Here is a 16,209-nt window from a genome sequence, read left to right as displayed (position 1 = left end):
AGTCCTTCAGACATCAAAACCCCAACGCACAAGCTATCTCTCACCATGAGCAGACATTTCATTAATGTCGGCTTGACGCGTCTACATCACATTATTAAACACGCCGCAATATTAAAATTCAATATATCAAGCGATGCTTTTTAAAGCGCCTATTAAAGATATTGGCATATTATTTTCATTGTGTGATTTTAAGTTTATTTTTTCACAGTAAAGACTTGCTACACATCATAAAGACACTTTTCCAGACGCAAATAAAAGTCAGCGCCTGAATGCCTTTAAGTCTGAATTCAACCCATAAATGCAGCCTGCATTATCCGTGACAATGATCAAAACAGTATGACGTTTCTAATTTTACTAAGACCAGAAAATACAGGTGGTAATAATATCCTGCATACGTGAACATCAATGAATAATGTAACTAATCGTTACAGAAAAAACTTATGTAATGCTCAACCGTTGCCTAAGCTCCTCCTCTTCCACATGAGCAGCGGCAAGAGTGCTGGAGGTACATTATGCGCAACCTATCGAGTTGGCAAGATGGCGTTCGTTCGCTTATTTGGGAGGAGCAGCACCGACAAGCTGGCAGGCTTCTGCTCGTAGACGATGTCGAAGCGTATATCGACAAGATATTGATAAACGCCGATTTTTTATGCCTTCACACATCAGATAAATGCTTGGGGTTTGTGGCTTATTACTGCAGAGACACTTCAACCCCAGATGCCTTTATTACCTTATTCATCTTGGCGCCGGAAATTCGCGGCAGCGGTTTGGCTGCTTCTCTACTCACTGGTGTCACCATGCAATCGCGCCAACATAACTGTTCCCGCTTGACGCTATGGGTGAACAAGAATAATGCAGGTGCCCTTCGGTTTTACCAACGCCAAGGCTTCCGCTTCTGCGAGAGCAAAGAACCTATGCTGTTAATGGAACTACCGCTTTGCTTTGAAAAGGACTCAACATTACCATTTTCTAAATTGATGGAGTCATAAGCCATGCAAGAAAGAATGAGCGTTGACGAGTTCGGCCATACCATCAAAGACAAGGGCTGGGTTGTCTTTCCATCTGCGCTGGAAAAGCATTTTATAAACGCGTTACGCAGTGACTGCCTAAAGTGGATTGATATTTGCCAAGACATGCAAATTAAGAATGGCGTTAATACCCAGGGTGATGGAACCGCCCACCACTGCCTGGGCGCGAATGACAGTATTGACCGTTACATCGACATGCACCTTTTTCATCCCTATATTTCACATTATTTCCATGAACAGCCGTATATCTGCCACTCATTAACGCCAATAGGTGGTTTTCCGGATGTGAACACCTATGTGCACAAGCTGCACCGAGATGTGAGAACCTTCATTCCAGGGTATCCGCTCAAGCTAAACATGCTGGTGATGTGTGACGATTTTACAAAAGAGAATGGCACTCTAGTACTGTCGGGGTCTCATACGAGCGACCAACCACCCGACGAAAAAGAATTCGAGAAACACCATGAAAGAATCGTAGCACCTGCTGGTTCGGTTCTGCTCTTCAATTCGCTGCTTTGGCATCAAGGTGCCTTAATTACCGGAGACAAGCCGCGCGTCGCCTTAACGGTTGGCTACAGCCGAGCCTGGGTCAAACCACATATGGACTACGCACGGATGTTAGGTGACGACTATGGCGCGACACTTTCGCCCTTAACGCGACAAGTGCTTGGTTATAACGCCCGGGTGCCCGTCAGCCTTGATGAATGGTATAGGCCGCTGGAAAAACGGTTGTATAACGCCAATCAGGGGTAATCACCATGCACGTAGCTCTCGACTATAGGACGTTACATAAGCTCTCGCATCGTGCCGGGGGAACCTTTTATTTATTTGACGAAAACCGCTTCGTCGAGAACTACTCACAGCTTCGCGAGCGGCTTCGACACTACCATGCCAATACTCAAGTGGCCTACGCACTCAAGGCCAATTATATGCCACGTATCTGTGAGCTTATCGACGAGATGGGCGGTATGGCAGAGGTTGTATCCCGTTTCGAGTTTGACGTTGCCCGTCGTTATTTGCCTGCGGCTCAACTGATATTCAACGGCCCTATTAAACGCGAGGATGATCTGCGCCTAGCCTTGCGGGGTGGCTCAGCGGTCAATATCGACTCTTTCCGCGAAATTGCGTTACTGGAGCGGATTTCCAGTGAATTCAATGAAATAGTGATTGGGCTGAGGATCAATTTTGCTTCGCTACCCGCTAGCCGTTTCGGCTTTCAGGCCGAGTCGGGGGAACTTGAGAATGCGCTTAACCGATTGAAACGCATTCCAAACGTAAGGGTGGCAGGACTCCACTGTCATGTTAGCGATCGGGGGCGCGGAGTAACGGCACATACGGAGCGTATTCGTTTGCTTGGTGAACTGGCTTCACGGTTAGCGCCGCGATATACCATCGAAACGCTGAACGTTGGCGGCGGCCTGCTGGGTGCCATGCCAGAAGCATTGAAGTCGCAGTTTCCGTTTGAGGTGCCGAGCACTGCTGAGTATGCCGATGCGATCGGATTAGCTTTCAAGCGCTATGCACCAAGCCCCGCGATGCAGCTCATTGTTGAGCCTGGTATTTCCATGGTCGCCGACACACATTGCCTTGTGGCTGAGGTCGTGGAAATAAGAGAACGAAACAACATTTATCACGCACTTATTGATACCAGCATTAACAGCACCAACCCGACCCATTCACACAATCAACCGATGCTGTATGCGGTCACCGCAAGCACCAACCCTGCAAGCTCACTACGTGCTTATCGCTTAGTAGGTCATACCTGTATGGAGCACGACGTCATCTGTGAGGTTTTCACAGGCCATCTAGGTATTGGCGATTACATCGTGTTCGAGAATCGTGGAGCTTACTCAGTCAACTACACACCGCCCTTTATTACGCCCGCGCCGGCAGTGCTCAACCGCCAGGGGCAGATGCTTAAACGCGCCGATGACTGCGCCAGCGTGCTTACCAGCTACTGTGCACGCCGCCGTGAATCGCTTCCTGACGATGATTACTCAGCAGGTGCCCTCGCACTTGAACCTTTCACACATGTATAAAAAAAGCACATTGAGTCTACAAACGAGCCAGCCACTTCGAAGCCGCATCACTCGCAACAATTTTACTTCATGAGGAGTAAAACAATGAATATTCTCTTCACCTGTGCTGGCCGTCGTAACTACCTGCTTCACTACTTCCGTGATGCGCTGTCTGGCAGTGGCCGCGTGTTGGCAGCCGATAGCAACAAGAATGCGGCTGCCATGATAGAAGCGGATGCTGCGTTTCTTGTTCCTCGGGTGGAGTCACCGGACTATATCCCTACCCTGCTTACACTCTGCGAACAGCAAAAAGTAGGGATGCTTATTGCTCTCAATGACAATGAGCTTTTTATACTTTCTGAAGCGAAACATCGCTTTAGGCGCATAGGCACCCAAGTGGTCGTATCTTCACCCGGGGTGATCGCCCTGGCGGCCGATAAACTGGCCACTGCCGACTTCGCCACAGAACTGGGCATTGCCACCCCAGCCAGCTACCTACATGTTGACACCGCCCTTAAGGCGGTCGAGCAAGGTGAGTTATGTTTCCCCCTGTTTGTAAAACCGCGTTGGGGGTCGGCATCGCTAGGGGTTGAATGTGTCAATGACATAGACGAGTTGCGATGGGCTTGGCAACTCGGGCTGCGTCGCCTGCCTCGCAACTCACTTCAACCGTATGCCGCTAGAGAGGACGGTTTGCTGATCCAAAACGCTCTGCGTGGCCAAGAATATGGCATCGATGTGGTCAACGACTTAGAAGGCCGATATCAGACGACCTTCGTTAAGCGCAAACTAGGCATGCGTTCCGGTGAGACGGACCAGGCAGTGACAGAAAACTGCCCAGAGCTTGTCGCGCTTGGACGCCGTCTAGGAGAGGCGTTAAAGCATGTCGGCAACCTTGACTGCGATGTATTTATGGGCGCAGGGAAGCCCTGCTTACTCGAACTTAACCCACGTTTCGGTGGCGGATATCCTTTTTCTGCTGCCGCTGGAGCAGATGTGCCATCGGCACTCATCGCCTGGGCGAAAGGAAAGGCTCCTCCTCTTCACTGGGATGCTATCCGGCACAATGTCATGTCCAGTAAATGCGAGCGCATTGTTAGCATTAACCGCTCAGCAACCCCTGTTAGCGAGGAGACACCAAGCGTCAAATCACCCTATGAAACGACTGCTAACAATTTCGCGACAACCCCCATGGCGTTATTCCGTTAACGCACTATTTCGTTAAAGAGACACCGACACTTTTAACTTTTACGAAGATACAATGCTTACGAACCACTTTTTCCTTAGCCCCGACCCAGTTCCCGCGACCAGACATAGAGGAAACCGCTACTAAAAAGTAGCGGCTTGATACTGACAGCATGGCGCTAGCGCTTCAGAAGCTAAATACTGGAATGGCGGGATCGCGAATCATGGCTGCCATGAGGTCTGGGGCATCAACGCTAGCACCTTCAAGCAGATCTTCTTGGGCCATGGCGGTGCTGTTGGCATCCAAGTTGCGATTCTTGGCTACTTAGCAAAGGCAATGAGAAGAAGCTTCCTGCCGTAGCAGCAATTATTACTATGCGAGATAACATCGCTAATAGCCTTCGTCATACTCAAACGGCTTCGGAAAGCAAACCATCACAGACTGACGTTGCCACAAGGGAAAAGCGGTCATTCCCCCCCTGATTTACTTTATTTACGTCCGTTTCCTTGAATCCTTTCCCCGTTGCCTGCATATCCTATTGAAATCCATTCCAAGCGATACAGAGCTTAATTATGTCTATTATTGACCCCCGTACCGGCAACCCGTTGACTGCAGAGCAAGAAAATACCAGCAACGAAGAAGCCACGACAGCTCATCGTTCCGTTACGCCAGAAGAAGTTATCATTGAGCTAAATGCTGGCAATATTCAGCAAGTGCTTGAAGCCTCAATGCAGGTGCCCGTGCTGCTAGGCTGTCATTCACCTTCTAACGCCAGTGACACCACCCTTCTCATGATGCTGGAAAAGCTAGCTGTTGAGTACGCGGGGGCCTTCCTACTTGGCAAACTGGATATTGAAGCCAATCCAGAAATTGCTGGCCAACTAGGCGTGCGCTCAACACCCGATGTTAAGCTCGTCAGCCAAGGAGGATTAGTCGATAGCATCCAGGGAGCACTACCTGAGAAAGAGGTGCGTGAGTGGCTAAATCGCTATTTCCCAGCAACAGGGGATGCACCGCCTAGCCCAGAAGATCAAGCCGAAGAAGCGCTAGCAGCGGGTGATGCAGCGGGCGCTCGGGAAATTTATCAAACATTGATTGGCCAGTACCCAGAGCATTACGCCTATCAAATCGGCCTTGCCCGGGCACTGGTGGCCGAGAAACGCGGCGATGAAGCTCGCAGCGTGCTGGACAATTTACCTCCTGAAGAGCGCGATGCAGCCCCTGCTCGCGGGGTGCGTGCAAGCATCGAATTTAGCGAGCAGGCACTTTCCGTTGAAGAAATCGCCTCGCTGGGCGATCGCAATGACAGTGAAGCTCGGTATCAGCGTGCCCTGCGTCACGTTGCCGACAGCCAATACGAAACCGGCCTTGAGGGGCTACTGGCGTTGATGAAGGATGACCGCGCCTATAACGAAGACGCGGCCCGCAAAACCTTACTGCAAGTATTCGATGCTCTGGGTGCCGACCATCCGCTAACCGTTACTTATCGGCGCAAGCTGTTTGCCCTGTTGTATTGATCCGTGCAGTACTGATCTGTGCAGTACTGGTCATGCTTTCAACAGCGTATCCATTCGCGCTAACGCCGCTTCTAGTTGAGAAGCGGTGGTGCCAAAATTAAGCCGCACAAATCCGGGACAGCCAAACGCAGCCCCATCAGAAAGCGCTACGCCCGCCTGCTCTAGCAGCGTCTTGGCGGGTGAATCGCCTAGGGCCGCCTCACGCATATCCAGCCACGCTAAGTAAGTAGATTCCGGCGCGCTCATGGTTACCCCAGGCCATAACGCTACCCGTGCCTGCAACGTAGCGCGATGATCTCGCAGTACCGCTAACAGCGCTTGGCGCCAAGGTTCACCTTCGCGATAAGCCGCTTCAGCGGCAACCAGCCCCACTACATTGCCATCTGGCAAAAAGCCTTTCGTTGCCGCTGCAAAGCGTTTACGCAGCGTTGCATCAGGAATAACAGCACAGGCACTGGTCAACCCTGCAAGGTTGAACGTTTTTGACGGCGCCCATAGTGTGATGGTGCGCTTAGCCAGTTCGGGAAACATGGCAACCAAGGGACGATGGCGCGCTCCTTCGTTTAACAGAAGGTCGCAGTGCAGCTCATCGGAGACGACCCATAAGTCATGCCGCTCAACAACGGCAGCTAACGCTGCAAGTTCGTCGTCACTCCATACTCGCCCTGTTGGGTTATGCGGGTGACACCAAAGCAGCAAACGGGTTTGCGGTGTTATGGCGGCTTCTAGCGCATCAATATCCAACTGCCAAGGCTCGCCAGGGGACGTCGGCTCGGCTAACATCGCTTGTTGGGCGAGTCGTCCTGTGCGTTCTGCAACGGCCAGAAAAGGTGGGTAAATCGGGGTAATCGTGAGTACCCCCTCGCCGGGCTCGGTCAGCGCCATCGCCGCAAAGTGTAACGCAGGCACAACGCCAGGCAGCCACTGTTGCCAATCGGGCTGAATAGCCCAACTATAGTGGTGAGCACTCCACTGGCAGAGAGTTTCTGTTAGCGTATCGGGCACTTCCCCATAGCCAAAGACACCGTGTTCAACGCGGGCATGTAGCGCATCAATCACAGCGGGCGGTGAGCGAAAGTCCATATCTGCCACCCACAGTGGCAGCACGTTTGCATCATAGCGATGCCATTTTTGCGAGGCATAACCCCCTTTCGGAGAGCGTCGCTCTACGGGCGTAGCAAAATCGAACGCCATAACTAATCTCACTTATGTTCTTGGGAGTAACTACTGAGCATGCCGCAAGATGACTTTTATACCAAGGTGCGCGCGGGGCTGTCAGCATTGTTGCAGCAGTGGCGCTCACTCGGCCAAGCTGACACTGATCAACTGGCGCTAATTTTGGCTGAAACAGCACGCGTTGCAAAATTAGGTACCCCGGAGGCGACGCCAAGCGGTGCCACACTTGAGCAGTGGAGCCGCGACGAGCAGGGCGAAATGCCGTTCTGGGCACCACGCACAGCGGTATTCTTGCTTAACCAAATGCCTGCACGTCCCACCCCACAAAGTGATGCAGAGGCTTGTGCCTGGGCGTACTGTTGGCTGCGTAACCGATCATTTGATTCGCTACAAGCCGCTCATGATGCACTGCCAATCCACTTAAAAGCACCGCTAGAAAGTGCCTTAGAAGCCGCTTGGCGTGACCAGCAAGGCCTCCGTCTGGTGTAGTTGGCAACAAATACCGCGCTCGATACGTGTCGTTAATGGCGTTTGCGCACTGGCGACTTTGGCTTAAAGCCAGCGGGTTTGGTGGCTAGCCAATCTACAAACGCGCGAATGTCATCATCGCTCGTTAACGCCTCTAGGCTTGCGAAACGATCCGCTAACTCGCGCTCACTGTACAGCCTGTGAATGTGCTTATGGCAAGGGTGGCAAAGCCATACAATCGCCGTTAGGCGCTCTTCACGACTGTAGCGCTTTTGATAACGCGGCTTATTATGAAGGGTGCGCGGTATTAGGTGATGTTTTGTCAATGAGGCTGGGCGTTGGCACAGCTCACAACCTGAAGGCTTGGGCGGTGGAGAAAGCGCGTGGGCGCTTGGGTCGATCGAACGCGTCACAGTGAAAGCAGCCTCGCACGCTGGCAACATTTAAACGGTTTAAACACCAAAACCACTCAACAAAACAGCTGTACAACAATAATAACGGTTTAATAACAGCAAGGAAAACACCGCATGATAGAGGTTCCTCTCACTTGGCAACTGGCGAAACTAGGCTTATCAATTGGCATGGTGCTGGGGCTTGGTGCGATCGCGGTGCGTGCCAGCCCCCGTATGGCAGGGCTGCTAGCAGGCTATCCTCTAGGTACGGCGCTGGCGCTATTTTTTATTGGCTTAGAAATTTCCCCGCTTTTTGCAACCCAAAGCGCGGTACACACTCTAGCGGGCTTTACCGCCACAATGGCGCTTGGGGCAGGCTATTTAGTGACCGGTCGTCAGCCAGGCTTTAAAGGAATTATTGGTGGCTTAATAGGTGGTTTTATTGCGTGGTTGGCGGTTAGCACGCTTCTTGCTCAGTTTACTTTTACGCGCCTGAGCGGCACCCTTGTGACCCTATGTGCCATTGCTATATTTAGCCTGCTATTCCGCAGTATTCCTGATGTAAAAAGCCCCGCTAGTCGCGCATTTTCACTACCCGCCCTGGCAACACGCGCTTGTTTGGCGACTGCTATTATTTTTACGATTACGCGCCTTGCTCACTTGCTACCCCCCGCTTGGGCAGGGACGTTAGCGGCATTTCCAGTCACAATGCTGCCCTTTCTGCTCATCCTGCACTTCAATCACGGGGTGGCGCCTGTAGCAACGGTAATCAAGCACTACCCAATGGGCCTGGGCTCGCTGCTGAGTTACACGTTATGCGTTTCCTACACTTACACCACGCTAGGGCTTTTATGGGGCACATTGGCTGGATTCGCTGTCGCAACCCTATGGTTACTGGGATGGATGCAATTTACCGCTTGGTATCAGCGCCGCGCCACTTGACCAAGCGCTCGCTAGGGGTAATTCTGGTTAGCATTAATCACTAACCAACAATAAGGATCCCCTGATGTTTACCCGCATGATTGAGCCTGCTTTTTACGACACCGATGCACTAGGCCATATTAACAACACCCGCCTGCCCGCTTGGTTTGAGCTTGCACGCAACGACTTATTCAGGCTGTTTACGCCAGACCTCAATCCTAAGCAGTGGCGTTTGATTATGGCGCGGATGGAAGTCGACTACCGCGCTGAACTGTTCTACGGCGACGACATCGAATTACGTACCTACTTGACACGCTTAGGCACCAGTTCGTTTACGGTGACTCAGGAAGCACACCAGCATGGTACGCTTACCAATGTGGGACATACCGTATTGGTACAATACGATCATCAAGAAAAACGTGCAGTACCTATCGAAGGCGATTTGCGCGATGCGCTAGCCGCGCACTTACACAGTGCACCAACGCCTGCTTAACTCATTCCCCTCCGTTCGGCGGGGCGCCGGGAGGTCTCTATGGCAATCCGTTATAACCTTTGGATCGATCCAGATAATACGGCGCAGCATCGCGCCGTTGAAGCCGACCTTGAGCGCTATTTTATGGAGCGCTTTGCTGACTACCCGCATATCCGCTTGTTCGGTGCAGACCCTTACGACTATGATGCCCCGTTCAATCGACTCTACGATGTATTAATGGCACGAGCCGCAGAATATTGCGAAGAGAAGTGGCACTACGTCGCCACCCCCGAACAACTCAATCGTTGTTTTTTCCGCGCAGTTGGCCGCTCAAATAAGTTTGTTCAAGATGACCGAAAGTGAGACATCAACGCAATGGTAATCCGTACCGACCAAGCGCCCGATGAGCGCCAGCTAGCTATTATCACTCAACAGCTCGGGCGTGCTCCTCGCGGTATTGAAGCCGTTGCCGCTACTGATGCCTACGGCACTCCGCTTGTGCTGCGCATGGCACCAATTGTTGATGGAAAACCATTCCCCACCCTTTACTGGCTATGCTCCGACCTGCTCAAAATTGAGATTTCGCGGATTGAAGCGGTTGGTGTCATCAAGTCACTAGAACAACGCCTTCAGGAAGAACCGGCGTTTCTAGAAGCTTACCAACAGAGCCATCACGATTACGTTAAAGCACGCTGGGCGTACATGAGCGATGCCCAACGCGAGGAAGTCGCCAAGCTTGGCTATAACGATGTACTCACCGAGAGAGGCGTGGGCGGCATTAGCAACTGGCAACAGGTACGCTGCCTGCACACTCAATATGCCCACCATTTATGCGGTAATAATGTGATTGGGCAATGGATGGACGAACACTACAACGTTCAGCGCTGTCTTCATTAACCACGCCTACACGGCTTGATAACTCACCGCTCATTTATAAGCAACTAATCTGTTATAAGGACGCTTACCATGGCACGAATTTGTGTATATCTCGGCTCACGTGAGGGGAACACGCCTGTTTTTCGTCACGCAGCTAACGCGCTTGGCACCGCTATCGCTAACCGCGGACACACACTTGTTTATGGCGGCGCACGTATCGGTTTAATGGGTCAGCTCGCCAACGCGACGTTGGAAGCAGGCGGCAAGGTGATTGGTGTGATGCCTGATCACCTTGTTGAGCGCGAGCAAGCTCACTTTGGCTTGACTGAGCTCCTGCGCGTGCCAAATATGCACGAACGTAAAGCAACCATGGCTGCCAACGCTGACGCCTTTATTGCCCTACCCGGCGGCATAGGCACCTTTGAAGAACTGTTTGAAATTTGGACCTGGGGATATTTGGGGCTTCACGATAAACCCATGGGGTTACTCGATACCGATGGGTTTTATGCTCCCCTGCTTACCTTTCTGGATAGCACCGTCAGCCACGGCTTTTTAGTCCAAACAACGCGCGACATGCTGATGGATGCACCCACACCCAATCAATTACTGGATGCATTAGAAGTCCAGCTTAATGGAACCTAAAACGACCCGACCAACAGAGGACAGGAGAAACTGAAAAAACTACCAGCGTCAGCGGCTAACGCGTTGGAGTAGTGTTAGTGTGCGCTGATAAGTGAGTTGTAACAGACGCGCATCTTCACCCGCGCGATGGCGATGGATATCACTCTCAGCAATAACAGCTTCTTTTGTGTCGCTCCACAACGCTTGCTGCTCTTCGCTGAGCAGAATACGTAATGCTTCTAAACGAAAGCGCGGCAGCATTCCGGCATGGTGAAACAGCAGCGACAACCACGTGTTGTCGTAACCCCAGCTGTCGCTGTAGGCCTTGCCTATCTCGCGGAGCTCGTCATTTAACCAATGCGCCACTTGACGCACAGGGTAGCCTTCTCGGTGTAAGCGGTCTCGGGAAATTCCGTGCAACAGCTCCGCCTTAGGATCCCAGTGTGTCCACTCTTCCAGCGGCTGAATGAGAAACGCGCAGCAGCTACCGTCGGCACGAGCAATACCAACTTCAATAGGATAGCTGCCGCGCCCAAATCCGGACGCTTCAATATCTAGCACTGTGGGTAGCGTCTCGGACACCGATTTCCTCATTTACTGATCTCAGCGGCCAAACCACTGACTTATCTTCTAAGCTGCCGTCATTTCCGACGTTGACTGACGATCAGCCAAATGTTGCCAATAGGCCGCCCGTTCGCTGTCTACTGCCAAGCCTAACTCACCCAGTCGGTAGGCGCGCGCTAGTCGCTCTGCGGCCAAATAATGCCCCGATTGAGCAGCACGGGCGTACCACGTCACCGCATAATCTTCACGGCGTGGGTACTGAACACACCCATGCTCATGAATTTGCGCTGCTTGATACTGCGACTTTATATCGCCAGCCTGGGCCGCTTCTAACACATAACGAGCACCGCGCGACTTATCGTGCGGGGACAAGCTGCGATGAAACAGCATGTGTCCGTAGATCGACTGCGCATCGGGGTGCCCCGCCTCTGCGCAACGCTTAAGCAAGCGCATCGTCAAACGCTGTGTGCGTGGCGAACGCGGCAATAACCAGCGAGTATGAAATAACTGCTCGGCTAGGCGAAACTCTAGCCGGGTAAACAAAGCTGATGCATGCAGCACGGCAAACCACCCTGCCTATCTGTTGAGATCTTCGGCTAGCCATCTTTCCCGCTTATGACCGCTAACCATACGATTGACCAGCGCTAGGCTGGCCGATGGGCTGGCAAGCATACGCCTGCCTTTGCGCCGACTCAACCCTATTGATTTGCTGCTTTTGTAACGCCTCGCTAACATGCCTCTCTAGCGCCGTTATTCGCGGCGTTCATCAGCGAATATCCTGAGGCAATTTTGCTTCATTGAGGAGACGATAATGCAAACGCGCCCACTGGGTAGAACCGGGATGGAAGTCAGCCGGCTCTGTTTAGGCACCATGACCTTCGGCGAACAGAATAGTGAAGCAGAAGCCCATGAGCAGCTCGATCGCGCGGTCGCTTTTGGCATCAATTTTATCGACACTGCAGAAATGTACCCCGTTCCGCCAAAGGCCGAAACACAAGGGCTAACAGAGTCTTACATTGGTAGTTGGCTGAAAGCACGTAGTGCAAGAGACGATGTTATTATTGCCACCAAGGCTGCAGGCCCTGGCTTAGACCACATTCGCGGTGGCCCAAAAATGACTCGCGACCATCTGCATCAGGCTGTTGATACAAGCCTTGCACGGCTCAACACTGACTATATCGATCTCTATCAATTGCACTGGCCAGACCGTAAAACCAATTTCTTTGGCCAACTTGGCTATACCCATGAGGAGCAAGAAGACTCAACGCCGCTAGAAGAAACACTGTCAGCGCTGAAGGAGCTTGTCGATGCCGGAAAAGTGCGCGCCATCGGCCTTTCCAACGAAACGCCGTGGGGAGTCATGCGCATGCTGCAGCTGTCAGAGCAGCTGGGGCTGCCTCGTGTAGCGTCTATTCAAAATCCTTATAGCTTGCTTAACCGTACATTTGAAGTCGGTCTTGCCGAAATTGCTCACCGTGAAGACGTGGGCTTGCTCGCTTACTCGCCGCTGGGCTTTGGTGTGCTTTCGGGCAAGTATCTCAATGGCGCGCAGCCACCAAAAGGGCGTTTGACGCTCTATGAACGGTTTAAACGCTACACCTCGCCAGAAGCAGAAGCTGCGACGCACGCGTACGCTCAGCTAGCCAAGGAACACGACTTGGACCCTGCTCAAATGGCGCTGGCTTTTGTAAACTCTCGGCGTTTCCTGACCAGCAATATTATTGGCGCCACCACGATGGATCAGCTTGAAAGCAATCTCGACAGCGAAAGCCTTAAGCTGGGCGAAGAGGTGCTAGCCGCTATCGAGGACATCCATCGTAGGATGCCCAATCCCTGCCCTTAATCGCGTTTCCCCACTATCAAACCGATAGCCTCGGCCATTGCCGAGGCTTGGTATAATCACTCTTCTTTTTTGTCACGGCATAAGGAGCACGCCATGCTGAGCGTTATTTCCCCCGCCAAAACGCTGGACTTTGAAACCCCTTCAACAACAGATAAAGTCACTCAACCCGACTTTCTCGACCGTAGCAAACCGTTGATTGAGATTCTACGCGAGTACTCACCGCAACAGCTTAGCAACCTAATGGGCATCAGCGATAAGCTGGCTGGACTAAACGCCGCGCGCTTCGCCGACTGGCAGCCGCCGTTTACCTTGGATAACGCTAAACCGGCGGTTCAAGCCTTTCAAGGAGACGTATATACAGGTCTAAAAGCCAACACCTTCAGTGATGACGATAATCAGTTTGCCCAGCAACATCTTCGTATTCTCTCGGGGCTATACGGCTTACTGCGCCCGCTAGACTTGATTCAGGCCTACCGCCTGGAGATGGGCACCAAACTACCCAACGACGCTGGAAACGACCTTTACGCGTATTGGAAACCCACGTTGACGCAAGTCCTTAATAACGACATTGAGAAAAGTGGCTCAAACGTGCTGGTCAACCTCGCATCTAACGAATACTTTAAGGCGATTGATACAAAGCAACTAGACGCACGCGTCATCACCCCCGTCTTTAAAGACGAGAAAAATGGCTCCTTCAAAATCATTAGCTTTTACGCAAAAAAAGCGCGTGGCTTAATGAGCGCATGGATTATCCAACAACAAATTAACGACCCCGACCAGCTAACCACTTTTGACGTGGCAGGGTATCGTTTCGATAAGGCAGCTTCCGAAGGAGACACGCTGGTCTTTATTCGTAAAGAAAGTGACCGATAAACATTGTGGCACTAGAAGAAGGTCACTGGGCGAGCTGAACGCGGCTTAAGGAAGCGTTTGTGAACGTCCTTGAACATTGGCGTATCACATTGATAAAGCCACTCATAGGCGACCATATCGGCACTGACAGCCACCGCGCCATTGGCACAGGCACGCTCTCGAGCAAGGCGAGCTTCATCGCCGCGGCGGCTCGCCGTCGCTTCACTTAGCCAAAACACTTGATAACCTGCCTCTAACAACCCCAGCGCACTTTGCAGTACGCAAATATGGGCTTCAGTACCACAAATGACGACTTGCTTAAGTCCACGTTCTGCAAGCGCTTCTGTAAACGGCGCTTCTTCCATGGCGCTAAAATGATGCTTCTGCCAAATTTTATGTTCGCCTAGTGCATCTAATAACGCAGGGGCAGTTCCGCCAAGCCTCGCTGGATACTGCTCAGTTAGCCAAACAGGCACCTTTACTGCATTGGCAACACCTGCCAACCATGCAGCTTCTTCGATCGCTGACTCGCCACCATCAATCACGGGTAATAGCCCCGCCTGAAAATCGACGATTAGTAATAAACTTTGAGTTTGATGTAAGCGCACTTTTTCATCCTTTTTTTGTCTTTATACACAGCAACACCTTACCCCGTTTTCTCACTTACTCGGTAAACTTGTCGCTGATTTTTTCAACACGTCAATCCCCAGTCAGGCAACCTTACTTTCTGCATCTCTCATGGAGAATCAAAATGTTACGACAATTTTTTGCCATGTTATTGGTCAGCGTTATGGGCATAAGTGCCGCCGTTGAATACGCCGAAGCCCGTCGCTTAGGCGGCGGTAGCAACATGGGCAGCGTTTCACGCTCAGCTGACCGCCCTGCCAATGCACCTGCGCAACAACAGGCACAAGGTACTCAGCAACAAAGTGCAGGGGCTGCAACCGCTGGCCGCGGTGGTATGGGCGGGATGATGGGTGGCTTACTAGCCGGTGGCCTGCTAGCGGCACTCTTCTTTGGCGGCGCCTTTGATGAATTGCGTCTTATAGACCTACTGCTCATGGCTGGAATTGCTGCCTTAGCAATCTTCGCCTTCCGTGCCATTATGCGGCAGCAGCGCCCTGCTTCGACAACCGCTGGAGGCTATCAGCGCGGACATCAGGAAACCAAGCCCAAACCTAGCAATTTCTCAGCAGCTCCTGGCAGCTTAACTAGCAACTTACGAAGCACGCCCGCATGGTTTGATAAAGAGCGCTTTCTTAGCGGTGCTAAAGAGCACTTTATAACGCTGCAACGCGCTTGGGATAACAATGATCTCAGCCAAATTCAGGAGTATGTTACCCCTGAGCTCTACAATCTACTGCGCCAAGAGCGTGCTGAGCAGCCCGCCAATAACCTTACGGAGGTCGTCAGGCTATTTGCTGAGTTAGGCGATGTCAACGAGTATGATGGCCATGCAGAGGCCACTGTGATATTCCACGGACTACTGGAAGAGAACGGTGAGCAAACCGAGTTTAACGAAACATGGCACCTGACCCGCAGCATGCGTGACCAAGCGCCCTGGTATTTACAAGGTATTGAGCAAAACCCAAGCGCATAGCAATACTTTAGTAACAGCAATGCTGACGTAACAAGAATTTAACTGCTTTAAAACGCAAAACAGCCGCTTCTTAGCGGCTGTTTTACTTTCTACACTAGCGCTACTGTTTAACTAATACGGAATATTAGCGCTTAATTCTCGGCGGCATCTTCAATATTGTCACCCATTTCTTCAAGGCGTTCACCAGCATCTTCCATGCTTTCGTCAATGTTTTCGCCCGCTTCTTCAGCAGGGCCTTGATTATCACAGGCTGCCAAACCGCCCATCATTAATGCCATCAATAGCGCCACTGCCAGTTTCTTCATTAACTGCGTACTCATATCGCCTCTCCTCCTGAGATGGTGCTGCGTGATAATACGTACCACTTTATAGTAGGCGCTAAGCGCACTCCATGCCAGCGTTGCACAGCAAGCCCTTGTTATTAAATTTATTAAAACGGCTGTTTAAAGAAATAAACGTACAAGCAGCAGAAAGTACCAACCAAAAAAAACCCCCAAGGCGTAAGCCCTGGGGGTTTTTTCGAATAGGTGCCTGACGATGACCTACTCTCGCATGGGGAGACCCCACACTACCATCGGCGCGAAGCGGTTTCACTGCTGAGTTCGGCATGGGATCAGGTGGTTCACGCTTGCTATGGTCGTCAGGCGTAACAGGTACTGTATATCATGCTGGGTA

20 protein-coding genes and 1 rRNA gene are annotated in these 16,209 nt (G+C 51.7%); 14 read left to right on the top strand and 7 right to left on the bottom strand.

Annotated features, from left to right (window positions below; translation table 11 throughout):
* Window positions 1-512 precede the first annotated feature (512 nt).
* The 5 genes from ELY33_RS13620 (at window position 513) to ELY33_RS13600 (ending at window position 5,749) form a co-directional block, all read left to right on the top strand.
* A complete protein-coding gene (locus tag ELY33_RS13620) occupies window positions 513-989 on the top strand; it encodes a GNAT family N-acetyltransferase (protein WP_126948458.1) in 477 nt (158 codons plus the stop codon).
* A gap of 3 nt (window positions 990-992) precedes the next feature.
* A complete protein-coding gene (locus tag ELY33_RS13615; protein ID WP_126948457.1) occupies window positions 993-1,781 on the top strand; it encodes a phytanoyl-CoA dioxygenase family protein in 789 nt (262 codons plus the stop codon).
* A 5-nt stretch (window positions 1,782-1,786) separates the two neighbouring features.
* Window positions 1,787-3,067, top strand: coding sequence for a type III PLP-dependent enzyme domain-containing protein (locus ELY33_RS13610; protein ID WP_126948456.1), 1,281 nt, complete (start codon window positions 1,787-1,789; stop codon window positions 3,065-3,067).
* Between the two features lie 84 nt (window positions 3,068-3,151).
* Window positions 3,152-4,255 (top strand): ATP-grasp domain-containing protein, encoded by a 1,104-nt coding sequence (locus ELY33_RS13605; protein WP_167470089.1) that lies wholly within the window; start codon window positions 3,152-3,154, stop codon window positions 4,253-4,255.
* Between the two features lie 549 nt (window positions 4,256-4,804).
* Window positions 4,805-5,749 carry a co-chaperone YbbN gene (locus ELY33_RS13600; RefSeq protein ID WP_126948454.1) on the top strand — a complete coding sequence of 315 codons (945 nt, stop codon included), beginning with the start codon at window positions 4,805-4,807 and terminating at the stop codon, window positions 5,747-5,749.
* 30 nt (window positions 5,750-5,779) lie between these two features.
* Here the strand turns inward: ELY33_RS13600 and ELY33_RS13595 are convergent, their stop codons facing one another.
* Entirely contained in the window at window positions 5,780-6,943 is a 1,164-nt protein-coding gene (locus ELY33_RS13595; protein WP_126948453.1) for a MalY/PatB family protein, read from the bottom strand.
* A 39-nt stretch (window positions 6,944-6,982) separates the two neighbouring features.
* Here ELY33_RS13595 and ELY33_RS13590 point away from each other — a divergent pair, with 39 nt between their 5' ends.
* Entirely contained in the window at window positions 6,983-7,414 is a 432-nt protein-coding gene (locus ELY33_RS13590; RefSeq protein ID WP_126948452.1) for a hypothetical protein, read from the top strand.
* A gap of 32 nt (window positions 7,415-7,446) precedes the next feature.
* Here the strand turns inward: ELY33_RS13590 and ELY33_RS13585 are convergent, their stop codons facing one another.
* Window positions 7,447-7,806, bottom strand: a complete 360-nt coding sequence (locus tag ELY33_RS13585) for a hypothetical protein (protein ID WP_208644250.1) — start codon at window positions 7,804-7,806, stop codon at window positions 7,447-7,449.
* A gap of 114 nt (window positions 7,807-7,920) precedes the next feature.
* On the opposite strand from ELY33_RS13585, the gene ELY33_RS13580 reads away from it, so the two are divergent.
* From ELY33_RS13580 to ELY33_RS13560, 5 genes are all read left to right on the top strand, one after another.
* Window positions 7,921-8,727 (top strand): hypothetical protein, encoded by an 807-nt coding sequence (locus tag ELY33_RS13580; protein ID WP_126948450.1) that lies wholly within the window; start codon window positions 7,921-7,923, stop codon window positions 8,725-8,727.
* Window positions 8,728-8,791: 64 nt separating this feature from the next.
* The gene (locus ELY33_RS13575) at window positions 8,792-9,199 is read left to right on the top strand and encodes an acyl-CoA thioesterase (protein ID WP_126948449.1); all 408 of its coding nucleotides are present in this window, start codon (window positions 8,792-8,794) and stop codon (window positions 9,197-9,199) included.
* 39 nt (window positions 9,200-9,238) lie between these two features.
* Window positions 9,239-9,541, top strand: coding sequence for a hypothetical protein (locus ELY33_RS13570; protein WP_126948448.1), 303 nt, complete (start codon window positions 9,239-9,241; stop codon window positions 9,539-9,541).
* A gap of 12 nt (window positions 9,542-9,553) precedes the next feature.
* Entirely contained in the window at window positions 9,554-10,075 is a 522-nt protein-coding gene (locus ELY33_RS13565; protein WP_126948447.1) for a DUF501 domain-containing protein, read from the top strand.
* Between the two features lie 69 nt (window positions 10,076-10,144).
* The gene (locus ELY33_RS13560) at window positions 10,145-10,696 is read left to right on the top strand and encodes an LOG family protein (protein WP_126948446.1); all 552 of its coding nucleotides are present in this window, start codon (window positions 10,145-10,147) and stop codon (window positions 10,694-10,696) included.
* A 48-nt stretch (window positions 10,697-10,744) separates the two neighbouring features.
* Here ELY33_RS13560 and ELY33_RS13555 read toward each other — a convergent pair whose 3' ends face one another.
* Together ELY33_RS13555 and ELY33_RS13550 are read right to left on the bottom strand one after the other, a co-directional pair.
* Window positions 10,745-11,257, bottom strand: a complete 513-nt coding sequence (locus tag ELY33_RS13555; RefSeq protein WP_126948445.1) for a hypothetical protein — start codon at window positions 11,255-11,257, stop codon at window positions 10,745-10,747.
* Between the two features lie 48 nt (window positions 11,258-11,305).
* Window positions 11,306-11,800 carry a tetratricopeptide repeat protein gene (locus ELY33_RS13550; protein WP_126948444.1) on the bottom strand — a complete coding sequence of 165 codons (495 nt, stop codon included), beginning with the start codon at window positions 11,798-11,800 and terminating at the stop codon, window positions 11,306-11,308.
* 250 nt (window positions 11,801-12,050) lie between these two features.
* Between ELY33_RS13550 and ELY33_RS13545 the strand changes: the two genes are divergently transcribed.
* Both ELY33_RS13545 and yaaA read left to right on the top strand, forming a co-directional pair.
* A complete protein-coding gene (locus ELY33_RS13545) occupies window positions 12,051-13,082 on the top strand; it encodes an NADP(H)-dependent aldo-keto reductase (protein WP_126948443.1) in 1,032 nt (343 codons plus the stop codon).
* 93 nt (window positions 13,083-13,175) lie between these two features.
* Window positions 13,176-13,955, top strand: a complete 780-nt coding sequence (gene yaaA, locus ELY33_RS13540; RefSeq protein WP_126948442.1) for a peroxide stress protein YaaA — start codon at window positions 13,176-13,178, stop codon at window positions 13,953-13,955.
* An 11-nt stretch (window positions 13,956-13,966) separates the two neighbouring features.
* Here the strand turns inward: yaaA and ELY33_RS13535 are convergent, their stop codons facing one another.
* A complete protein-coding gene (locus tag ELY33_RS13535) occupies window positions 13,967-14,542 on the bottom strand; it encodes an isochorismatase family protein (RefSeq protein WP_126948441.1) in 576 nt (191 codons plus the stop codon).
* Between the two features lie 143 nt (window positions 14,543-14,685).
* Between ELY33_RS13535 and ELY33_RS13530 the strand changes: the two genes are divergently transcribed.
* Window positions 14,686-15,534: a Tim44 domain-containing protein gene (locus tag ELY33_RS13530; protein ID WP_126948440.1), complete on the top strand. Its 849-nt coding sequence runs from the start codon at window positions 14,686-14,688 to the stop codon at window positions 15,532-15,534.
* A 131-nt stretch (window positions 15,535-15,665) separates the two neighbouring features.
* Here ELY33_RS13530 and ELY33_RS13525 read toward each other — a convergent pair whose 3' ends face one another.
* On the bottom strand, window positions 15,666-15,854 hold the full coding sequence (locus tag ELY33_RS13525; protein WP_126948439.1) for a hypothetical protein: 189 nt from the start codon (window positions 15,852-15,854) through the stop codon (window positions 15,666-15,668).
* A 209-nt stretch (window positions 15,855-16,063) separates the two neighbouring features.
* Window positions 16,064-16,179: ribosomal RNA gene (gene rrf / locus ELY33_RS13520) — 5S ribosomal RNA — on the bottom strand.
* Window positions 16,180-16,209: the final 30 nt, after the last annotated feature.

The organism is Vreelandella andesensis (assembly GCF_003989795.1).
GTDB classification, from domain to species: Bacteria; Pseudomonadota; Gammaproteobacteria; order Pseudomonadales; family Halomonadaceae; genus Vreelandella; species Vreelandella andesensis.
Note: the sequence above shows the minus strand (reverse complement) of the source record. Positions and strands in the feature narration are given on the sequence as shown.